Annotated in this window: 20 protein-coding genes and 1 tRNA gene; 11 read left to right on the top strand and 10 right to left on the bottom strand. The window is 55.2% G+C overall.

Annotated elements, in window-relative coordinates; all coding sequences use genetic code 11:
* Positions 1-115: 115 nt before the first annotated feature.
* The gene (locus CWI75_RS13140; protein ID WP_101521958.1) at positions 116-2,296 is read right to left on the bottom strand and encodes a TonB-dependent receptor; all 2,181 of its coding nucleotides are present in this window, start codon (positions 2,294-2,296) and stop codon (positions 116-118) included.
* Positions 2,297-2,719: 423 nt separating this feature from the next.
* On the opposite strand from CWI75_RS13140, the gene CWI75_RS13135 reads away from it, so the two are divergent.
* Entirely contained in the window at positions 2,720-3,754 is a 1,035-nt protein-coding gene (locus CWI75_RS13135) for a GGDEF domain-containing protein (protein WP_101521957.1), read from the top strand.
* Between the two features lie 364 nt (positions 3,755-4,118).
* On the opposite strand, the gene CWI75_RS13130 is transcribed toward CWI75_RS13135, so the two are convergent.
* Both CWI75_RS13130 and CWI75_RS13125 read right to left on the bottom strand, forming a co-directional pair.
* Complete coding sequence (locus CWI75_RS13130) at positions 4,119-4,814, bottom strand: response regulator (protein WP_101521956.1); 696 nt, start codon at positions 4,812-4,814, stop codon at positions 4,119-4,121.
* 2 nt (positions 4,815-4,816) lie between these two features.
* Positions 4,817-6,214: a sensor histidine kinase gene (locus tag CWI75_RS13125; RefSeq protein WP_146003594.1), complete on the bottom strand. Its 1,398-nt coding sequence runs from the start codon at positions 6,212-6,214 to the stop codon at positions 4,817-4,819.
* A 231-nt stretch (positions 6,215-6,445) separates the two neighbouring features.
* Here CWI75_RS13125 and CWI75_RS13120 point away from each other — a divergent pair, with 231 nt between their 5' ends.
* The 7 genes from CWI75_RS13120 (at position 6,446) to CWI75_RS13085 (ending at position 12,209) form a co-directional block, all read left to right on the top strand.
* On the top strand, positions 6,446-7,891 hold the full coding sequence (locus CWI75_RS13120; RefSeq protein ID WP_101521954.1) for a potassium transporter TrkG: 1,446 nt from the start codon (positions 6,446-6,448) through the stop codon (positions 7,889-7,891).
* 21 nt (positions 7,892-7,912) lie between these two features.
* On the top strand, positions 7,913-9,286 hold the full coding sequence (gene trkA / locus CWI75_RS13115) for a Trk system potassium transporter TrkA (protein ID WP_101521953.1): 1,374 nt from the start codon (positions 7,913-7,915) through the stop codon (positions 9,284-9,286).
* A gap of 170 nt (positions 9,287-9,456) precedes the next feature.
* Positions 9,457-10,170, top strand: a complete 714-nt coding sequence (locus CWI75_RS13110; protein ID WP_206604725.1) for an MFS transporter — start codon at positions 9,457-9,459, stop codon at positions 10,168-10,170.
* Positions 10,171-10,516: 346 nt separating this feature from the next.
* The gene (locus CWI75_RS13100) at positions 10,517-10,747 is read left to right on the top strand and encodes a hypothetical protein (protein ID WP_101521951.1); all 231 of its coding nucleotides are present in this window, start codon (positions 10,517-10,519) and stop codon (positions 10,745-10,747) included.
* A gap of 13 nt (positions 10,748-10,760) precedes the next feature.
* The gene (nrtS, locus tag CWI75_RS13095) at positions 10,761-11,009 is read left to right on the top strand and encodes a nitrate/nitrite transporter NrtS (RefSeq protein ID WP_101521950.1); all 249 of its coding nucleotides are present in this window, start codon (positions 10,761-10,763) and stop codon (positions 11,007-11,009) included.
* A gap of 2 nt (positions 11,010-11,011) precedes the next feature.
* Positions 11,012-11,434, top strand: a complete 423-nt coding sequence (locus tag CWI75_RS13090; protein WP_101521949.1) for a hypothetical protein — start codon at positions 11,012-11,014, stop codon at positions 11,432-11,434.
* Positions 11,435-11,462: 28 nt separating this feature from the next.
* The gene (locus tag CWI75_RS13085; RefSeq protein WP_101521948.1) at positions 11,463-12,209 is read left to right on the top strand and encodes a flavodoxin family protein; all 747 of its coding nucleotides are present in this window, start codon (positions 11,463-11,465) and stop codon (positions 12,207-12,209) included.
* 21 nt (positions 12,210-12,230) lie between these two features.
* On the opposite strand, the gene CWI75_RS13080 is transcribed toward CWI75_RS13085, so the two are convergent.
* Complete coding sequence (locus tag CWI75_RS13080; RefSeq protein ID WP_101521947.1) at positions 12,231-12,749, bottom strand: peroxiredoxin-like family protein; 519 nt, start codon at positions 12,747-12,749, stop codon at positions 12,231-12,233.
* Positions 12,750-13,137: 388 nt separating this feature from the next.
* Between CWI75_RS13080 and CWI75_RS13075 the strand changes: the two genes are divergently transcribed.
* Complete coding sequence (locus CWI75_RS13075) at positions 13,138-14,355, top strand: cation:proton antiporter (RefSeq protein ID WP_101522014.1); 1,218 nt, start codon at positions 13,138-13,140, stop codon at positions 14,353-14,355.
* A gap of 30 nt (positions 14,356-14,385) precedes the next feature.
* Positions 14,386-15,384: a DUF547 domain-containing protein gene (locus CWI75_RS13070; RefSeq protein WP_241521214.1), complete on the top strand. Its 999-nt coding sequence runs from the start codon at positions 14,386-14,388 to the stop codon at positions 15,382-15,384.
* Between the two features lie 274 nt (positions 15,385-15,658).
* Here the strand turns inward: CWI75_RS13070 and CWI75_RS13065 are convergent, their stop codons facing one another.
* Both CWI75_RS13065 and CWI75_RS13060 read right to left on the bottom strand, forming a co-directional pair.
* Entirely contained in the window at positions 15,659-16,270 is a 612-nt protein-coding gene (locus CWI75_RS13065; protein ID WP_101521946.1) for an ATPase, read from the bottom strand.
* Positions 16,267-16,719 carry a hypothetical protein gene (locus tag CWI75_RS13060; protein WP_101521945.1) on the bottom strand — a complete coding sequence of 151 codons (453 nt, stop codon included), beginning with the start codon at positions 16,717-16,719 and terminating at the stop codon, positions 16,267-16,269. Before CWI75_RS13060 ends, CWI75_RS13065 begins: the two co-directional genes overlap by 4 nt.
* 92 nt (positions 16,720-16,811) lie before the next feature.
* Between CWI75_RS13060 and CWI75_RS13055 the strand changes: the two genes are divergently transcribed.
* Entirely contained in the window at positions 16,812-17,003 is a 192-nt protein-coding gene (locus CWI75_RS13055; protein WP_277621767.1) for a transposase, read from the top strand.
* Positions 17,004-17,149: 146 nt separating this feature from the next.
* Here CWI75_RS13055 and CWI75_RS13050 read toward each other — a convergent pair.
* From CWI75_RS13050 to pheT, 4 genes are all read right to left on the bottom strand, one after another.
* Positions 17,150-17,226, bottom strand: a tRNA-Pro gene (locus tag CWI75_RS13050).
* A gap of 55 nt (positions 17,227-17,281) precedes the next feature.
* On the bottom strand, positions 17,282-17,644 hold the full coding sequence (locus CWI75_RS13045; protein WP_101521944.1) for a MerR family transcriptional regulator: 363 nt from the start codon (positions 17,642-17,644) through the stop codon (positions 17,282-17,284).
* Positions 17,622-17,927: an integration host factor subunit alpha gene (gene ihfA / locus CWI75_RS13040; protein WP_101521943.1), complete on the bottom strand. Its 306-nt coding sequence runs from the start codon at positions 17,925-17,927 to the stop codon at positions 17,622-17,624. Before ihfA ends, CWI75_RS13045 begins: the two co-directional genes overlap by 23 nt.
* A 12-nt stretch (positions 17,928-17,939) precedes the next feature.
* Positions 17,940-20,330: a phenylalanine--tRNA ligase subunit beta gene (pheT, locus tag CWI75_RS13035; protein ID WP_101521942.1), complete on the bottom strand. Its 2,391-nt coding sequence runs from the start codon at positions 20,328-20,330 to the stop codon at positions 17,940-17,942.
* Between the last annotated feature and the right edge of the window lie 6 nt (positions 20,331-20,336).

Below are 20,336 nucleotides of genomic sequence, written 5' to 3'. Positions count from 1 at the left end.
CCGCTATTGCGACTGTATCCTAACTATAGTCGCTCTCAGCTATTCGAGACGGAGACATCGATGAATCCATTGGCCAGGCGGTAGAGGCTTTGGGCTGACAAGTGACTCTACAAAATCAAAGCCTGAGACTCGCTTCGATGCCCCAGGTGCGGGGTTCACTGACAAATGCGGAGAAATTATTAAAATCAATGCCGCCCTTTATCGAGCGGTCATCAAAGACGTTACGGCTGAATATGGCGAGTTCATAGGCTGCATCCGCAGGCGAAAACGCAGCTCGCAAGCCTACAAGCGTCTCATCATCACCACGAAACTCAACGCTGTCATAGAGAAAGAAATTTACCCGGCTGCGATGGGAGACATCCCCGGATAACGACATGGTACCCCTGTTTTCGGGCAGCTTGAATTCGTATTGGAGACTGATATTGGCGATATGTTCAGGCGCCTGGGGAAGCGAGTTACCATCAATACGGGCGTTGCCGGTAACCGGGTTAATGGGATCCAGAACCGTACAGGCCACCGCACAGACAGCAACTTCCAGATCGGGATCGTCGATCCGGGTGTGGTTAAAACTGTATCCTGCCTGTACCGAGAGCCCCTCAAACAGCTGCAACGACATATCAAGCTCAATACCATAGCCTTCTACTGACTCCGCATTAAGCAACTGGTTGAAATTACCGGCACCGCCAACAGCGGTCAGCTGTTGATCCTCGGTCTGGAAATAAAACGTGGTTGCATTCAATCGCGCCCTTCCCTCCATGAACTCGGAACGCAGGCCAAACTCAACCGAATCAATAGTCTCGGTATCTGCAACAGTTACGACGTCGCCAAATACAATACGGCCCTGGACGTTGGGCGCCCGGAAGCTGCGCGCATAGCGACCGTAAATACTGAGCTGCTCAGTAAGGATGTAGCGCGTACTGATATCGCCCGAGACGACAGTATCGTCGAGATCGCGGCGCACAGGGCCCAACGCAGGCGCGCCAAAGGGCCCAATCAGGCGAGATGCGACCAGCTTTTTGTCTTCACCTGAAAGCCGTAATCCTGCATTGACCTCAAGTGACGGGGTAACCACCCACTGGGTAGAGGCAAAGATTGCCCAGGCACGTGTTTCCTGGTCCTGTACCGCAAGCCCGTTGAGTTCGCCGCCCGCCAGGGTATCGAAACTCAGGTTTTCGATCTCCAGATTTTCGTAAAACAGGAACATGCCCACAGTGGCGCTTACGGCTGCCGACACAGCAACCGCCAACCGGAGTTCCTGGGTGATCTGGTCGTGGCCGGTAATATTGTCCGCCGTCTCCGCTGAAAACGGTATTGAACCCGGCCCTGACGGGGGCGCAAAGTCCGCACCGAAGCCACCATCAACATCGCCCCGGGCATCAGCGCTGACCGTTTCATAGGCAGTGATGGACGTTAGTGCGCCCACGGGCAGCCGCCAGTCAATCTTAAGGCTGGCACCGAAGTTGTCTACCTCAAGGACCTGGGTGGCGTCCTGTGCCGTTTCAGTGAGCCTGAAGTCGTTAACCAGCCGATCATCTCCAGGTTCAATGATATTGGCCCTGAATAATCTGGAGCCACCGTCCAGTTGACGGCCATGCATGTTCAGTAGTGCGGAAAAATTATCGACCGGTTGAAACAGGATCTGCACACGGGCCGCGAATTCCTCGAAACCCTCAAAGCCGTCTTCCCCGCCGGAGAAGGTGTTGTCGACGAAATCATCGCGTTGTTGGTAGAGACCCGACAGCCTCATGCTGATGCCATCGTTGCTTAAAGGGACATTCACCGCGCCTTCAACATCGACTGTGTTGAAACGACCAAAAGCGCCTCGCAGATACCCTTCGCTGGTTGTGGATGGTTTTACCGACTCAAACCTGATCACCCCGGCAGGGGTGTTACGCCCGTATAAGGTTCCCTGCGGGCCTCTCACAACCTCTACCCGATCGGTATCAAATACCGGAAATCCCTTCAGTATGGAGTTTTCCAGCACCACATCGTCATAGACCAGGGAAACCGGCTGGCTGGCGTTCAGGTCGAAGTCAGTATTTCCCAGTCCACGAATATAAAAGCGGGGAAATGTACGCCCGGACGAGGACTCCGCATAGACACTGGGTGAACGCGCTGCAAGGAACAGCACATCCTGGGCAGAGGCCCTGATCATATCCAGCTCATCCCCTTTAAGAACATCGACGGATAACGCCACTTCCTGCAGCGATTGCTCCTGCTTTTGCGCGGTAACAATAATTTCTTCAAGGGATGAACTCTGTAACTCCGCCACGGCGCTATGCGGCTGTAGCACCATAGGTAAGATACCCAGAGCGCAGATCCTGATGCCAATTCTCCAATTTTTCTTATCATGGCACACCAGTCCACCCGCGAATCCTTGTTCAGTCACCCAACTTCTCCTTTAACTGATACTTCTAGCGATTCGGAAACCACTGTTGTGCATCAGAGATGCCTGTGGCTTGAGATTGTTACATTGTAAATAAGTTTTTCTGGAAATAGACCGAACTCCCGGCGTCTGCCGGTCAGGCGTTGTGGGGGCGGCGCCGCTTCTAGACAAAATCATGACAACTCCCTCAGGATAAATTGCGTTGTTCCAGCAGCTTGAACTTATCGTGCGTATCAGTGTATTCTCTGACGTCAAAAATCGGCAGGCAAGATGTTAATACATCCATTGGCTTCCTCTGTTTGATCAAACATTCGTAACGGTTTAATGGCAGCTATGACTCACACCAAGTCGATTCTTCCTTCGTATGATTTTTCGCTCACACTGAATGAAAGCTATCGCAAGAAAATTTTTCCGTTCTTCGCAGAACATCGCATTGCTGCCAACCCGATAAACTACGCACTACTGTATGACTACGTAGCCGAACAAAATCCCGAATTGAACAAGGCTATTGATTCACTATTAGCTGAATCAAAAACTCTGGAGAGTAAAAAAAGCGAAGAACTTTACGCCTCTTTTATCTGTAACGCCTCTCTGGAATCGTTTGAGGACATCAACCAGAAAATACACCGCGTACTAACCCGCGCCTCCAATGCTATTGATGAGACGTTCAATAAAGCTGAACAAACCGGCGAGAGTTTTGAGCAGAAATCTGCGTTACTGGAAAACACATCAGAAGTCGCCAATCACCAGGCGATATTTCAGGACATCATCAGAGAGACGCGTGCACTTGCAGTGACCACGCAAGCAATGCAGTCGGAGTTGACGAAAGCGAATACTGAAATGGAGCAGCTTCGCGCTGAACTGGTCACGGTCAGAAAAGTGGCTACTACCGACGGCCTGACCGGCTTGCTCAACCGTCATGCGTTCGATGAAATCATGAGTGACATTGTCCGGGGTAACGAGAAGCCGCCCGTCTGCCTGGCAATGCTGGATATTGACCATTTCAAGCAGGTCAATGATACCTGGGGGCATACCATTGGCGATAATGTCATCAGGTATGTTGCTGCCCTGATAAAGAAGCACGTCTCTGAATATCATCATGTTGCGCGCTACGGTGGTGAGGAAATGATAATCGTTATGCCCGGGACGAGTAAGAATGCCGCCCTGGCAATTGCGGAAAATATTCGATCTGACATGGAAAAAAGCCGCCTGAAGCGAAAGTCAGATGACCATCTGCTGGGAAAGATCACAATCTCGATTGGTATTGCGGAGTTACAACAGAACGACACCGCAGAAAATTTTGTTAATCGCGCAGATGAGGCTCTATATAAAGCCAAGGACTCAGGACGCAATAAAGTCGTAGGCTAAATATAGTGGGGAAATGCAGCCCACACAGAGGCGGGCTTTACTGAGATTTGGTCGGGAAGGTTTTGAATTTTTAGCCCCAATAAATAGGTCTTATAAATCAACATCCTATAACCCGGCCGACCCATCGAACTGGCGCTCAGTGGCCAGGATTGGTCCAGTCCTGGTGACATCCTGGCGACCGCTATCCTCTCTGTCTTAGCCGTTCGGCTTCAATGACTACGTGCAATATGCGTAGCATGATGCTACCTGAATGCAAAACCGCTGAAGCCTGCCACCTGAACACCTGTTAGCCAGCCACAAGCGCCTGCCAATGGTGATGAGTAAAATGCCGTTTGTGAAACCAGGGTATTATTTGCGGTTGATCTCAGGCACTGCTCGCCAATCGGTATCCTACGCCCTGCACGGTAATGACGAAGCGCGGCCGGGTAGGCTCATCTCCCAGTTTGTTACGAAGCTGCCTGACCAGGACTCGCAGATAGTGCGTCTCTTCCTGTTGTCCGGGCCCCCAGACAGCGCGCAGTATCTGCTGGTGTGTCATCACCTGGCCACTGTTGCTAATCAGTAAATGCAGCAGGTCATATTCTTTGCGGGTGAGGTGTACGGGAACGCCTTCCACGCTGACCTTCCGCTGCGCGAGATCCACCGTCAGGGGCCCTGACTGGAATAGCGCAGGTGGAGTAGCACGGCCCTCGCTGTTGCGCAGCACCACCCGGATGCGCGCCATGAGTTCGCTGATGCCAAAGGGCTTGGTCACATAGTCATTGGCGCCCGCATCCAGTGCCTGTACCTTCTCGGTCTCTGAGGCCCTCACGGATAGGACAATAACGGGAACTGTGGACCACTCCCGCACGCGTCTCAAAAATTGCTGGCCATCCATGTCAGGGAGCCCCAGGTCAAGGATAACCAGGCAGGGAGGGGACGCCGCTATCAGCTCCAGTCCCTCGCCACCCAGACGTGTCTCGTGGACGGTGTAGCCTTCGGCCTCCAGGCTGATACGTACGAACTTGCGGATCTGGGCTTCGTCTTCGACCACGAGGACGTCGCCTTTCAGAGTGTTCATGATCATGCTGTCGTTGTCTCGCGGGAGGGAGCGACCGGTAGCGTAACGGAGAAGCAAGTACCGATTCCATCATGTCCACTTCGGGCCGTGACGCTGCCACCATGTGCTGCAATCATGCCGCGACAAATGGCCAGGCCAAGCCCGGTTCCCTGCAACTGGCTGCGATCACCCTGTTTTGCGGTATAAAACATGTCGAATATTTTCTCACGTTCCTCTTCTGGAATCCCCGGCCCCTGATCGCAAATGTCAAGTTGCAGTGTCTCGGGACCGGGGGTCACCACGATAGTGATACAGCCGCCTTCGGGAGAAAACCGGGCCGCATTATCCAGCAGGTTCACCAGGGCCTGCTCCACCAGTGCGCCGTGTACATAAAGCAACGGCGCACCCTCGGGTACCCTGGTTTCGAGACTGATTCCATCCAGTATATTTTCCAGTCGGGACACGGCGCTGGCGATGATATCACTGACATCAACCCAGTCCCGTTTCAGGGACAATTTACCCTGGCCCAGTCGCGTCATGTCCAAAAGGTTCTGGATGTGCCGGTCCAGGCGCCTGGATTCATCCAGCACGGTCGCCAGCAGGTCCGTCCTGGCTGCCTCGCTGAATGAGTGACCGTACTCCAGAAGGCTGCTGGTGGAGCCGATGATGGAGGCCAGGGGCGTGCGCAGGTCATGTGATACCGAGGACAGCAGTGCCGCGCGCAGCTGTTCGGTTTCGGCTGCAATCTTTGTTGTTTCAAGCTCTTCCGCCAACTTGATTCTCTGCAATGCATTCTCTGCGAGCGTAGTGAGGTTCAGGGCGATATTGTGCTCGTCGGGCTCCAGCGTTCCCACAATTACGATAAAGGTATTCGCTGATTCTCCGGATTCAAGGGCCAGGCGGGTAGTGGGCGCTGAGCTAATGGGAACGGCCTCCTCCCGCTGGGTATACACTGTCACCGTTCTGCCCAGGGTTTGTTGCAACTGGTCCTGGAGCCCGAAGCGCACCTCATCGGCTCCGGAAGTGGAGGATAATGTTCTGCTGAAATCATACAGCGCAGATAGTTGCTTCAGGGCCTCCTCGCGCCTGGCCATTTCCTTGCGCATGCGCGCGGCGAGATTGCCGGTGATGGTCGCGATCACCAGAAAAAACGCCAGGGTCATGACATCGCCGTCGTCGGCGACCTCAAACGTATAAAAAGGGGGTGTAAAAAAGAAATTCAGGGTCAGGAAGGCGAGGATGCTGGCAAGCAGGGACGGTCCCAGCCTGCCGCTGGCGGCTGCAACCAGTACACCGGTTAAAAAAACCAGTGACAGGCTGGCATGGGGCATTAGTCTCGGCAAAAGAAAGGCGATTACGGTAGAGGCTGCGATAATCGCAACAGCTGCCATGTAGCCCCGCAGATTGTGTATTCCGTTCATATCAAAAGTCACTGCCCGTGTGCTTTCTGCTTTGTGCTTGTGGCTTTACTGTACGCTGGCGAAGGTGCAATCTTCGTTGGCCCCGATCATAAAGTAAAAACCGCATAAAGATCTTACACTCTTTTTATGTGACCGGTTCCGGAACAGTGTTGATAATCCCGATCATTGAAGATCGGGGCATTTTAGCATGCTGACAATGGCAACAGGCGTCGCAGGTTCGGCGTATGAGCAATGCACTGGCGCGCGATAACCCGTCTGTTCGGTATCTTGCTGGTGCTTTACAGCCTCGGCTTTGCACCGTCCATTGCGGTGGCGCTGTTTTATGGCGACGGTCAGTGGAGCATCTTCCTGATATCCATGCTGGCCTCAATAGCTGCCGGCCTGGTGCTGTGGCTGCCCAATTTTCGACAACAACAGGAGCTGTCAATCCGCGACGGCTTCCTGGTGGTGACTCTGTTCTGGGTAATTCTGGGGATTGTCGGTGCATTACCGTTCGTCCTGGGCCTGCACCTGAGCGTCGGCGACGCCGTTTTCGAATCCATTTCAGGCTTTACCACAACCGGGGCGACGGTGATTGTCGGCCTCGACAGTCTCCCGGTTTCGATACTGTATCACCGTCAGCAAATCCAGTGGCTGGGGGGGATGGGGATCATCGTGCTGGCCATCGCGATCCTGCCCCTGCTCGGCGTGGGTGGCATGCAGCTTTACCGGGCCGAGGCCTCCGGGGTCGCCAAACATGAGAAAATGACCCCCAGGATTGCCCAGACTGCGCGGATGTTGTGGCTCATTTACCTGGCGCTTACCGCGGGCTGCGCCGTCTGCTACTGGCTGGCGGGGATGACGCCCTTTGACGCTATCTGTCATGCCTATACCACCGTCGCCACCGGGGGATTCTCAACCCATGATGCCAGTATCGGCTTTTATAACAGCCCACTGATTGAGGGCATTGCCATTGTGTTCATGCTCGCCGGCGGGATCAATTTCGCCATTCACTTCCTGGCCTGGCGCCGGCTTTCGCTAAGACCCTATACAACTGACCCCGAGGCAAAGGCCTATGGCCTGATTTTCGCGGGAGCCACGGTGATTGTAGGCTTGAGTTTGTTCCTGGCGGGGGCCTATGAGGGTTTTAGCGAATCTTTCAGGCAGTCCGCGTTTCAGGTGGCATCCATTCTCACCAGTACCGGCTTCGGTACTGCAACATTTGCTGACTGGCCGCTGCACATTCCCCTGGTGCTGGTGATCGTCTCTTTCATTGGTGGCTGCGCCGGTTCCACAGCAGGTGGCATTAAAGTGTTGCGCATCATGCTACTGGCACGTCTCGGACTGCGCCAGCTGTTCCTGCTCGCGCATCCTCGCGCAGTGTCGGTAGTCAAGCTGGGCAGGCGCCCGGTCTCCGAGGACGTGTTATTTTCGATCTGGGGCTTCTACGTACTGTACATCGTCACCGCGCTCTTGTTGACAGTCGCGATGATGGCGGCCGGGCTGGATCTTGAATCCGCCTTTGGTGCCGTGGTCGCAACGATCAACCTGCTCGGCCCGGGCCTGGGCGAGGTTGCCGGCAACTTTGCCACGGTGAGTCCGACGGTGAAGTGGCTGGGTGTCGTGGGCATGCTGGTGGGGCGCCTGGAAGTATTCACCCTGCTGATTCTTTTTCTTCCCGCCTACTGGCGCCACTGACAGCGCTCGGACGGAGTCATTATGAATATCATTATTCTGGGGGCTGGCCAGGTGGGCACCACCGTCGCCGAGCATCTGGTAAACGAAGCCAATGACATCACGCTTGTGGACCAACGGTCGGAACTGCTCAAGCCGTTGCAAGACCGTCTGGATCTCAGGACGGTGGTTGGGCATGCGTCACATCCGGAAGTCCTGAGAAAAGCGGGTATTGAAGACGCTGATTTGCTGTTGGCGGTAACCAGCAGCGATGAAACCAACATGATGGCCTGCCAGATTGCCTATACCCTGTTCAATACGCCCACCCGGCTGGCGAGGGTGCGATCGGCCGATTACCAGAGCCATCCACGGCTGTTTGCGCCCGGTGCGGTGCCGGTAGACTTCCTGATCAGTCCGGAAAAGCTGGTCACCACGTTTATTCGTCACTTGATCAGGCAACCGGGAGCACTCCAGATTCTCGATTTTGCCGATGGCAAACTCCAGCTGGTGGCGGTGCGTGCGGATATTGGTGGCCCTATGGTGGGCCGGCAGCTACGTGAGCGGCTCAAGCAATTGACCCGAGCCAAACTGCGCATTGTTGCTATCTATCGCCGTGATCGTGCGATTACGCCGACTGGCGAGACGGTCATTGAAGCGAATGACGAAATATTCTTTATCGCCAAACGGAATGACATTTCGACGATTCTCAGTGCCTTCCGACCGTTTGACAAGCCCTATCGGCGCATTGTCATCGCGGGCGGCGGTAATATCGGCAAGCGCCTGGCGGAGCTTCTGGAATCCGATTACCGGGTTAAAGTGATTGAATCAAACCCGGATCGGTGCAGGTTCCTGGCCGAGTCCCTGCATCGCACGATAGTACTGCATGGTGAGGCAGGCGAGGCCACATTGCTCGAGAGCGAGGACATTGATGCCACGGATGTATTCTGTGCCCTCACCAATGATGACGAAACCAATGTGTTGTCGGCGATGCTCGCCAAGCGCCTCGGCGCGCGCAAAACCATGGCGATCATCAATCGCACAAGCTACGTGGATCTTGTCCAGGGCACCGCCCTGGATATCGCGATTTCCCCCGCCCAGGTCACCATTGGCGCGCTACTGGCGCACATTCGCCGGGGCGATGTGGTGGCCGTACACTCGCTGCGCAGGGGCGCCGCCGAGGCGATAGAAATCATAGCACATGGCGACGCGGAAACATCGCGGGTGGTCGGTCGCAGGATCAGTGACCTGAACCTGCCGCCGGGCACCATGGTCGGCGCCATTGCGCGAGCGGATAAAGTGATTTTTGCGGAGAAAGATACGGTCATTGAAGCAGAAGATCACGTCATCCTGTTCCTTGCGGATAAAGCTTCTGTTGCCCAGGTGGAGCGTTTGTTTCAGGTGGCCATTACCTTTATCTAGGCAGTAATTCCAGCATCTCATTCAAGGCGCCGACTGGATTGAATGCGGTTCAGATAGCATAGATGTCCCTCTCCTGGCTGGATCAGTGGAGCAGGGACTCGCGTGGCCGGCTAAGCTTCAGGCCGCTGCCAGGCCGCAACTAGTATCTCGCTCTCATACTGTCTTCCTTTGTGGTGGCCTTCGGCTTTGTCGAGGGCACCCTTAACTTCGTTGCCGGGCGGCTTGCCGAGCGTATCGGACGTAAGAAGGTTCTCTTGTACGGTTGGCTCTCCGCCATCCCGATTCCCGTGATGGTACTGCTGGCTCCTTCATGGGGATGGATTGTCGCGGCTACCGTATTGCTGGGGGTCAACCAGGGTCTCTGCTGGTCAATGACACAGACTGCGAAAATGGACATCACCCCGACCGATGAACGGGGGCTGACAATGGGCCTGAACGAGTTCTCCGGCTATGTGGGCGTTGCCGGCGCCGGGATCGTGACCGGTTATCTCGCGATTGGATTTGGACCGCGCATGGGATTGTTTCTGTTTGGAACGGTTGTCATCGGCTTGGCCATTGTCCTAACCCTCATTGCCATCCGCGAAACCCATGGGTGGGCGAAGGTCGAAAGCGCCCGCCATGCCAGCGGTGCGGCGACTGGCCCTAAAGCCCGTTTACCAAGGAACATATCGGATAATCCAACTACCCGGGATGTTTTCACACTCATGAGCTGGCGTGACCTTGGCTATGGCATCGGTGCGCTGGCCTTCGGCATTATCGCCAACGTTACCGGAGTGGTAACCAGCGGTTTCTGGTTTGTCGCCATTGCGATGTTTCTTTCTGGCTCCCTGGTCATGTTATGGGGCGAAGAGACCCATCCGAGTTTGAACCCTCAAGGGGAATGAGGGGAAACCTCGCCGGGTTTTCTTTTGAGGATATTTGTAACGAACTCTCCCTCTCGGCATCCAATGCCAGAGTTATCCTGCATAGAGCGAAAAGCCAACTGTTTAAAGTTGTGGATCATTATGAGGAAACCGGCGAGTGTTGAAGTGTCGAGAGGTCGCTGAGAATGCCGATTATTTGCTAGACGGCGACCTTTGCCGCCACCAGCAGCTCGCCCTGAAAATGCACCTGTTGATGTGCCGTCACTGCCGCCGTTATGCAAAGCATTCTTAACCTGAGCAAACGCACAAACTCTGTGCGATGCCAGACCGTAATTGGCACCAGCCATAGGTATTCGAGGTGTTCAAAATGAAAATTCTACTGTGGCTACTGTGCTGCCTGCTTCCCGTACCGACATCGGCGGTGCTTGGGGAAACCCTCAATGGCTTCGATTTACAGGGCAGTCTTGCCTGCCCGACAGATCAGCAAACCGCCGTCGCACTGGACGCGGACGGCCAACCCCTGCCTGCGATACGCGCCTATTGGTTCGCCTGGTATGGCTTTTATCCCTACACTGATGTCTATGAAGCGTCTCAGTAGTTGCGATAACAAAATGCAAGTTGCATTGCGCCTGGCGATCAATGGCAAGACGATGATCCGCGCCACCAGACTGGCGCTGGTGGTAGGCCCCATTCTGGTGCTTATCAACCAGGGAGATACGATTGTTGCCGGCAACTCGCCCGACTGGCTGAAAGTGGCGCTGACCTTTGCCGTGCCCTACTGCGTGTCTACCTGGACCAGTGTCGCCAAGGATCTCGAATCCGTTTTCGACCACCACAGCAAACAACAACGAGGTAACTGACCATGGAAAAACAACGCATTGCCAATGCCCTGCTGCTACTGCGCCTGGGCGTGTTTATCGTGATGATCATGTGGACACTGGACAAGTTAATCAATCCCCAGCATAGCGGTGCCGTGTTTGAAAATTTCTACGGCCTTGAAGGACTTTCAAGTACGGCTTTTATGATTATCGGCCTTCTACAGCTGGTGGTGGTACTGGCCTTTGTGTCCGGGTTTATGAAGCGCTATAGCTACGGAATTGTCCTTATACTCCACGGCATATCGACGCTGTCTTCCTGGCAGCAGTATCTGGATGCCTTCAACAATCTGCTGTTCTTCGCGGCCTGGCCAATGCTTGCGGCCTGTATCGCGCTTTATATGCTGCGGGATCTGGATACCCGCTGGACTATCGATGATCCCGGCAAATCGGCAGCATCGGAGAGATAGCGACGACTCGCTCTGAGAAGGAGGCCCAATGACACTGACCAAAAAGCAACAGGCACTGTGTGACACTCACGATTTCGATTTTTCTGATCTATCCGCCCTGTTCCTCAACTGTACCCTGAAACCCACCGGCACCCTCTCTCACACGGAACACCTACTCAGAGTGCCCTACGAGATTATGAAAACCAACGGCATCCATGTCGATATGGTGAGGCCGGTGGATCTTGATATACCGCCCGGTGTCTATCCCGATATGCGAGAGCACGGCTTCGCGTCGGACGAATGGCCGGAATTATGCGAAAAAGTAATGGCCGCCGATATCCTCATTCTGGCCACACCCATTTGGCTGGGGGAGGAAAGCTCCGTTTGTCGGCGCGTCATCGAACGCCTCTATGGAGAATCGGGAAAACTGAACGACAAGGATCAATCCATCTACTATGGCCGGGTTGGCGGCTGTATCGTCACCGGCAATGAAGACGGCATCAAGCACTGTGCAATGACAGTTTTTTATGCCTTACAACACCTCGGTTACGTCATCCCTCCCCAGGCCGACGCGGGTTGGATTGGCGAAGCCGGACCGGGGCCTTCCTATGCCGATGAAGATTCCGGTGGTCCTGAAAATGACTTCACGCAGCGCAACGCCACCTTCATGACCTGGAACCTTATGCACCTGGCACTGCTACTAAAGCAAGCGGGCGGTATCCCCGCTCACGGCAACCAACGGAGCGCCTGGCAAGCGGGCTGTCGTTTTGACTATCCCAATCCGGATTATCGGTAACGGAACGTTTCGAGGTACGGTCTAACCAATGCCCCGGGGAGGATAGTCTTTTTCCACTACATAATTCACACCCATCTTGATGAATTCCAGGTCGGGGCGACAAAACGGCGCACTGGAAACCTCGCTGACATGGAGTCCACCATCGGGGCGAATCAGAAACAGGCCGGGCTCGGCAAAGGGCTGATCGGTCTCGGCACTATCCAGCGGTGTGGAAATATAGAGTCCCAGTTCCCGGGCCCGGTCGATAGTCAGGCCATAGGCGACCTCTATATCGAGACCCAGTTCCTCAGCAAATTTTCTTGCCTTTTCCTTGGGGTCCGTGGAGACGGTGACAATATCCACCTTCATCTCCTCCAGCTCGTTTTTCATGGCATTGAGTTGCCCCAGGTACTTTTTGCAGATAGGACAATGCAAGCCACGATAGACCACAACCAGCTGCCAGCGATCATTCTGGGGCTTGCCCAGCGTCACCTCGTCGCCACTCAGGGTTTTCAGCTGGGTTTGGGGAAAAGGTTTATCAACTTGGGCGTGATTTGACATGGGCTACCTCCTTCAAGGGTTTGCAAATGACTACCCGAATCAGGTTAGTCAACGGATTGAATCGCTGCAAAGCGCAAGCATAGGCCTGCTCGGCATACAGCCAACATGAGCACAGGCGCGGCGCCACAGGTGGTTCCTGCTTCCCCTCCCTTGCGTCAGCAACCGGCCCTATAAAACAGCAATATGTTGGATGGATGCGAACAATCCATTTTTGTTACAGGCCTGTAATAAATGCCCTCACCCCGCATCTGACTTATAGTGATCCTGAAAACCACTGCACTCACCCACGGGAGTATTGTATGCACGATGGGATCAAGCAGTATTACGGCTCGACTCTGAAAGACAACAGTTTCGATATCGTGGTCTCCAACAACGAGTGGGCAACCTGATGATTACCCAGGTAACCGGTCAGGCCCTGGCGCTGCTCTCCCTGGCATTGGTCGGGTTGATTCTTGCTAAATTGACCCGCATTGACAAGACTCTTTGCTGCCTTGGCGCCGGTTTTATGGGCGGCTTGTTGGTGGCGCCCCTGGGCCTCGATACCGGCATCCGCGCCGGCAATGCTCAGGATCTGGTGTTTTACCTGTTACTGCCACCGCTGCTGTTTCAGGCCGCCTGGCATATTTCACCGGCCATGTTACGACGCTGGGTGGTGCCAATCCTTATCTTTGCCACCCTGGGCGTCGCCATCAGTGTGGCAATCTCCGCTGTGTTGATCTATGTCGGCGTAAATCACTCGGGCTTTCCCTGGATTGCGGCCTTGCTGACAGGCGCCATACTGGCCGCAACCGACCCCATTTCCGTAGTCAACCTGTTGCGTACTGAAAAAGCACCAGAAGATATCGCCACCTTGGTGGAAGGGGAAAGTTTGCTCAACGATGCCGCAGCGGCCGTATTGTTTACAGCGATACTCAGTTTGGCTGTCAGCAACAGCAATGAAATGCCCTCACTACCCGTTGTTGGCGCCCTGGCGATTCATATTATCGGCGGCATTATCACGGGTATCGCGTTTGGCCTGCTTGCCGCCATCCTGGTGCTGTTCCTCAAGTCTTCAGTGATTGCCAACCTGATCCTGGTGGTATCGGCCTTTGGCAGTTTCTATGTCGCCCAGGAATTATTGGGACTTTCTGGCATCATCACGGTGGTCGTCACCGCACTGGTGGCCCGGTCCGGGCTACGCAGTTTTGAGCAACGGCTTTTGCAGGACACCGAGGTCACCTGGGATTGGCTGGGTGACACGTTTATTGCCCTGGTTTTCACCCTGATGGGGCTGGTGGTCGTACCGGCCATGTTTATCGACCAGTGGCTGGCCATAGTGATTGCCATTGCCTCGGCGCTGGTGGGCCGCGCCGCCACCGTCTACAGTTGCGCACCGCTGTCATCCCTGTTGATGCGTCATCACAACATACCCTCCAACTGGAAACCCCTGCTGGTATGGGGTGGTCTGCGCGGCGCCATTGCCATCGCGTTGGTGCTGACCCTGCCTGTGCAGCTTCCGTACTGGTACACGGTGCAGTCCATGGTCTTCGGCGTGGTGCTGTTTAATCTGCTGGTCCAGGGCACCACGTGCCGTCCTCTGGTTAGGCGTTTGAGCGAGGTAGACTGAATGCACTCCCTGGCCAGGAAAGGCTGGCAGGTGCTGGCCACCACAGGGTTATACACTGAGTGCCTTGAACTTGGGATCACGGAAAGCACCGCCCTGGAAAACTTCGACACCGCGTGCCGATTCACCACGACACCAGGCGATTGCCAAAGCATTATCGATCTGGCCATCAACCTGGGGCTTGGCACGTTATCATCAATGGCAACTGTAAAAGGAGATTTCATGTTGGCCAAAATCCTACTCGGGACTTTTATGCTGGCTCTGACCATGACCACACAGGCTGAAAATTCCAATGCCTTCGACCATGAGCACACACTGTGGCATCAATTACTGCAAAAACATGTGTACTGGATCGATAACGGCGTGGCCAGCCAGGTGGATTACCAAAGCTTTCGCCGTGAACATGCAATTCTGGATGCCTATCTCGACAACCTCAGTAGAGTTTCAAAAGACGAATTTGCGCAGTGGCCCCAGGAACAACAACTCGCCTTTCTGATCAATGCCTACAACGCCTTCACCGTTCGCCTGATCCTGAACCACTGGCCAGTGGATTCCATTCGGGACATTGGCGGCTGGTTCAATAATCCCTGGAAGATGGATTTTTTCACCTTTCTGGGGCAACCACGGCACCTGGACTGGATCGAACACGAGGTGATCCGGGAGCCCGGCCGCTTCAACGAGCCGCGTATCCACTTCGCTGTCAACTGCGCCGCTATCGGTTGCCCGGCCCTGCGCAACGAAGCCTATGTGGGTGAGCGGCTCACTTATCAGCTGGAAGACCAGACCCGCCGCTTTCTGTCAGACGCCAACCGCAACCGCTATCGCAACGGACGGTTTGAACTGTCCTCCATTTTCAAATGGTACCGGGAGGATTTTCAGCGCGGGTGGCAGGGGATCGATTCTCTGGCCGAATTTATCGCACCTTACGCTAATACTTTAGGGGGGCCGTCGTTATCCAGAATCAAAAAAAATCAACACTTGATCGAAATTAACTTCCTCAACTATGACTGGGCGCTGAATGGCAAGCACTAACCCCCCGCCTGTCCATCATCGTCTCCCTGCTCAATGAGGCCGAGCAGTTAAACCGCCACTAATTATTTTGACGGCCATGAATAGTCCGCAAAGGCTTCATCCACTGGGGTATCAAGGGTCTACCCCACTTCCACGGACGGCTCTAAGACGGCTAAATACTCAAGATCACGCTTGGCCAATCTACGCCGCTTTCGTGGATTATGAAAATGGCATTAACTCAGCCAGGAGATCAAAGGTCTCGCCTGCAAGGACCCGATCGCATTACTGCTGGGCATCAGGAAAGTGTTCTGGTGATGGCTACAGCAGCGAGAGGTTTTGCCCAATCTGGCATCGGATCCACGGGCGGGCTAACGAAGTAATCGTCCTGTAGGGTGAACAGGCAAACCGGACTGGGTCCCAACCCCACATCTTCCGCCGAATTGTCGAAGACGCTCACGGCTGCACAGCGCGGGATCAGTCCCATCAGATTGTGAATCGCACTGATCCAGCGCTCGCGGATCTTGGCTTCCGAAATCGGGTGACCGCCGCGGCTGACCCGGGCCTTTACGCGAACAATATGCAGTTCCGGCGAATCCAGGCCCACGAAAAATATTCTGACAGCCTCTCCCTGGTCGATCGCGTCGTGCAGTGTCTGGCAGATGGTGTTACCGCCCAGGGTGGTTTCAAAGACATAGTCCTGTCCCTCCCCGATCGCACGTAACAACAGCTCGTAGCCCATCTGCCAGGCTTGTGCGTTCGCATCGGTCCCCGACAGACCGGGATCATCGGCCCGCAGGCGACGGGCGATTTCATCCGGATTGAAATAATCAGCCCCGCTGTGTCGAAGATAAGCGCCGGCCAGCGAACTCTTGCCGGCGCCATTCACCCCGGCGATCACCGTAATCACGAGCCCTCGGTCTTACCTGGCTTGTAGGATTCCCGCAGCTCCTCGCCCGTCACCGAGAACAACGCATCTGCGGCACGGCGGGAAGTCGACGAAGTAATTCGCTGATACAGCGCTTCATACTTGCCAGCGGCTCCGGCGATCTCCTTTTCCTTCACCCGGTCCACCAGCTCGGCACACAAGGCCTTCATCCGTACCATCTCTTCATAGTGGTCGACACTGACCACTACCGCGGCATCGCGCCTACGGATCTGCAAACGCAGCACACCTTTTCCTTCGTTGATTTCCGCGATCGAATCCTCTATCTGACGGCCAAAATCACGACCGCCCTTACTATTCAGCATCGCCGCTGGCGCCAGCCAGGAAAGACTTTGCAGCAACCGGCGTGCCTGAGCGACCACACCACGTTCCGGGCCTTGCGGCGCCGGCACCTTTACTGCATCGCTTTTCATAACGGATCCCTCTTTTAATGTCGCTGGGGGATAATTATAGCGCAAAAGACCACTAGTGCCACTAAAGGTACTTATACGCATTAAAGGGCACTTTGGGAAACTGGTTTCCTTCCTGGTCGACGGCTCTCAGGCGCGACTTTACAGAAAGTCACCTTGGGACCGAGGGCTTGCACAACAAGATGGAAATGATGTCGAGGAGAGCGTATGGATTCAGAAACTTTGAAAATTACCGACTGAGGGTCTTAACCCATTGTGGATGGAATGGCATCATCAACAGGGTTTAGTGAAAACTGGCTCATCCCCCGTTAATTGGGTAGAGCCGCGGTACGGCGTTCGGATGGCATTATCAATCGGGCTTAGTGAAAACCGGTCCATCCCCCGTTAAGTGGGTAGAGCCTAGAACCTAAGCTACTGATTAATATAATAAATATGGTCGGGACGGCAGGATTTGAACCTGCGACCACCACACCCCCAGTGTGGTGCGCTACCAGGCTGCGCTACGCCCCGAAAGTCTCTTTGCGAGAGCCGCGCATTATACTGAATGGGCGCTCGAAGACAAACTCTATTTGCCCGGCGTGAGCACTCTTAGTACATCTTCCAGTTCTTCGATGGTCTCTTTGATCACAGCGTGGCCACTCAGGCGAACTGCGTCCGGCTCTTCCGTGGTCATACGCTGACGCGCACCGCCGATAGTGTAACCTTCTTCGTAAAGCAACGTGCGAATCTGGCGAATTGTGAGCACGTCCTCGCGCTGGTAGTAGCGGCGATTACCGCGACGCTTGACCGGCTTGAGCTGCGGAAACTCCTGTTCCCAGTAGCGCAGTACATGGGGCTTCACCGCACACAGCTCGCTGACTTCACCAATGGTGAAATAGCGTTTGCCGGGAATCACCGGCAGTTCGTTATTGTGACTCGGTTCCAGCATATTCTTCTACCCGTGCCTTCAACTTCTGGCCAGGGCGAAAAGTCACCACCCGGCGTGCGGAAATGGGGATTTCTTCCCCGGTCTTGGGATTACGCCCGGGACGCTGGCTCTTGTCGCGCAGGTCAAAATTACCAAAGCCGGAGAGCTTGACCTGTTCATTACCTTCCAGGCTCGCGCGAATTTCCTCAAAGAAGAGTTCAACAATCTCCTTTGCCTCACGTTTGTTGAGCCCCAGCTCTTCAAACAGGCGTTCGGCCATCTCGGATTTTGTGAGGGCGGTCATCGGGGTTAGGGCCTAGTTCCTGAGCTCAGCATTGTAATTTTTTTCCAAGGAATCAATAACTTGATCCATGGCATGGTTCACCACTTCGTCGCTAAGAGTGCGCGTTTGATCCCTGAAAGTCAAACCAAAGGCGAGGCTTTTTCGTTCAGGATCAATACCTTTGCCTTGATAGACATCAAACAACCTTAACTCCGTCAGGTAAGCCCCCGCTGTGTTTCGAACAGTTTCCAGCAAAGTGGCGGCAGCAACCGTCTTATCAACGACAATCGCAATATCACGACGCACTTCGGGAAACCGTGACAATTCACTGAACCGGGGCAACTCCCCCTCAAGTACTGCAGCGAGATCAACTTCGCAGGCAAATACGGGTCCCACCAGATCGAGTTCCGCCAACACTCCGGGATGCAGGGCCCCGAGAATGCCGACAACCTTGTCATTCCGGATCAGCTCGGCGGTCTGTCCCGGGTGTAAGGCGGGGTGTTGCGCCGCACGAAAACTGAATTTATCGGCAGCTCCCCCAATACCCAACAAGCTTTCAAGGTCTCCCTTGAGGTCAAAATAATCAGCCGGAGCCGTGGCTACCGCCCACGATTCGGCAAAGCGCTGGCCACTGATGATCATCGCCAGTGTCGGTTCCTGGCGCAGGCCGGCAACATTACCCTCGGCCTCACCGGGTATAAAGCGCAGTCCGGTTTCAAACAGGCGTACCCTTCCCTGCTGGCGATTACTGTTGCGAAGAACGGCGGCGGCTAGCCCTGGTAACAGGCTGCTGCGCATCACCGCCATATCAGCGGAAATCGGATTCTCCAGTGCTACCGCTTTGGTGTCCGGATCGAACAGCCGTTGCATCTGCGGATCGATAAAGCTGTAGGTTATGGCTTCCCGATAACCCCGGGCGCCGAGATGGCGGCGCAGGTCGCGGATAGACAGTCGCGCCTCAGCCCTGGCAGGTATTACCAGATCGGCCCGGATATGACTTACCGGTAGCCGGTTATAGCCATACACCCGCGCCAGCTCCTCCAGCAGGTCCACTTCAATACTGATATCAAAACGCCAGCTCGGAATTTCGCAGGTCCAGCCCTCTTCCGTTGCCACAACAATGAGCCCCAGACCAGCCAGAATGCGTTCAACCTCGGTATCCGGCAACTCGAAGCCCAGCAGGCGCGGGATACGCGCCCGACGCAAGGTGACGGGAGGCAGCAGCGGCAGGCAGGGTTCATCTACCACTTCGGTTACCGGCCCTGCCTCACCACCGACAATGTCAAGCAGCAAGCGTGTGGCGCGCTCCAGTGCCCGGCGCTGCAGACGGAAGTCCACGCCGCGCTCAAACCGGTGGGACGAGTCGGTATGCAGGCCATAGCCACGGGCCTTACCCGCCAGCAGGTCCGGGGTGAAAAATGCTGACTCGAGGAACAGGTCGCAGGTTTTATCGTCGACAGCGGTTGGGTCGCCGCCCATGATTCCAGCCATGGCAACCGGTGCACTGTGGTCAGCAATCACCAATGTATTTTCGCGCAGGTTAACGCTCTGGCCATCCAGTAAAGCCAGTGTTTCACCCTGACGGGCTGTGCGGACTACAATGCCGCCCTGCAGTTTACCGAGATCAAATGCATGCATCGGCTGGCCCAGCTCGAGCAGAATGTAATTGGTCACATCCACCACCGCATCAATACTGCGTAAGCCACAACGACGCAGTTTCTCCTGCAGCCACAGGGGCGAAGGCCTGCTGATATCAATACCTTTAATGATCCTGCCCGCATAGCGCGGGCAGCCTTGCGGAGCCTCCAGGCGCACGGAGAAAGTATCTTCGACGGTGGCGGGCACCGGGTCACACCCAATCGCGCTGACCGGGAGTGCATTCAACAGCCCCACTTCGCGGGCGATGCCGGCGATACTCAGGCAGTCGGCACGATTGGGTGTAAGGCCTATCTCAATCAGGTGGTCATCCAGCGCCAGGTAAGAGCGCAAGTCAGTCCCGACCGGTGCATCTGCCGGCAGCTCCATCAGGCCGGCATTGGCGTCCGAGAGGCCGAGTTCCTGCTCCGCACACAGCATTCCCTGGGACTCAACACCTCGTAATTTCGCTTTTTTGATCCTGAAATCACCCGGTAGCACTGCGCCAACCTGCGCCAGCGGCGTCTTCAGGCCCGCTCGGGCGTTGGGAGCGCCACACACGATCTGTACAGTCCCACCGCCTGTATTGACTGTGCATACCCGCAGTTTGTCGGCATCCGGGTGCTGCTCCGCGGTCACGATCTCCGCCACTACAACACCGCTGAAAACGCCGGCAACAGGCTCAATGGCATCCACTTCGAGGCCTGCCATGGTGATTTGGTGCGCCAGTTCTTCGGTAGTCAGTGCGGGGTTAACCCATTCACGCAGCCATTGTTCGCTAATCTTCACTCTACA

The sequence above is a fragment of the Kineobactrum sediminis genome (genome assembly GCF_002868715.1).
GTDB lineage: Bacteria > Pseudomonadota > Gammaproteobacteria > Pseudomonadales > Halieaceae > Kineobactrum > Kineobactrum sediminis.
Note: the sequence above shows the minus strand (reverse complement) of the source record. Positions and strands in the feature narration are given on the sequence as shown.

Bases quoted from the DNA above. Each gene is read 5' to 3' on its own strand.
- CWI75_RS13100 (WP_101521951.1), top strand. From the start codon at position 10,517: ATGAAAATTCTACTGTGGCTACTGTGCTGCCTGCTTCCCGTACCGACA.
- CWI75_RS13060 (WP_101521945.1), bottom strand. From the start codon at position 16,719: ATGAAAAGCGATGCAGTAAAGGTGCCGGCGCCGCAAGGCCCGGAACGT.
- nrtS (WP_101521950.1), top strand. From the start codon at position 10,761: ATGCAAGTTGCATTGCGCCTGGCGATCAATGGCAAGACGATGATCCGC.
- CWI75_RS13080 (WP_101521947.1), bottom strand. From the start codon at position 12,749: ATGTCAAATCACGCCCAAGTTGATAAACCTTTTCCCCAAACCCAGCTG.
- CWI75_RS13085 (WP_101521948.1), top strand. From the start codon at position 11,463: ATGACACTGACCAAAAAGCAACAGGCACTGTGTGACACTCACGATTTC.
- CWI75_RS13045 (WP_101521944.1), bottom strand. From the start codon at position 17,644: ATGCTGGAACCGAGTCACAATAACGAACTGCCGGTGATTCCCGGCAAA.
- CWI75_RS13135 (WP_101521957.1), top strand. From the start codon at position 2,720: ATGACTCACACCAAGTCGATTCTTCCTTCGTATGATTTTTCGCTCACA.
- ihfA (WP_101521943.1), bottom strand. From the start codon at position 17,927: ATGACCGCCCTCACAAAATCCGAGATGGCCGAACGCCTGTTTGAAGAG.
- CWI75_RS13075 (WP_101522014.1), top strand. From the start codon at position 13,138: ATGATTACCCAGGTAACCGGTCAGGCCCTGGCGCTGCTCTCCCTGGCA.
- CWI75_RS13130 (WP_101521956.1), bottom strand. From the start codon at position 4,814: ATGAACACTCTGAAAGGCGACGTCCTCGTGGTCGAAGACGAAGCCCAG.
- trkA (WP_101521953.1), top strand. From the start codon at position 7,913: ATGAATATCATTATTCTGGGGGCTGGCCAGGTGGGCACCACCGTCGCC.
- CWI75_RS13090 (WP_101521949.1), top strand. From the start codon at position 11,012: ATGGAAAAACAACGCATTGCCAATGCCCTGCTGCTACTGCGCCTGGGC.
- CWI75_RS13140 (WP_101521958.1), bottom strand. From the start codon at position 2,296: ATGGTGCTACAGCCGCATAGCGCCGTGGCGGAGTTACAGAGTTCATCC.
- CWI75_RS13120 (WP_101521954.1), top strand. From the start codon at position 6,446: ATGCACTGGCGCGCGATAACCCGTCTGTTCGGTATCTTGCTGGTGCTT.
- CWI75_RS13125 (WP_146003594.1), bottom strand. From the start codon at position 6,214: ATGAACGGAATACACAATCTGCGGGGCTACATGGCAGCTGTTGCGATT.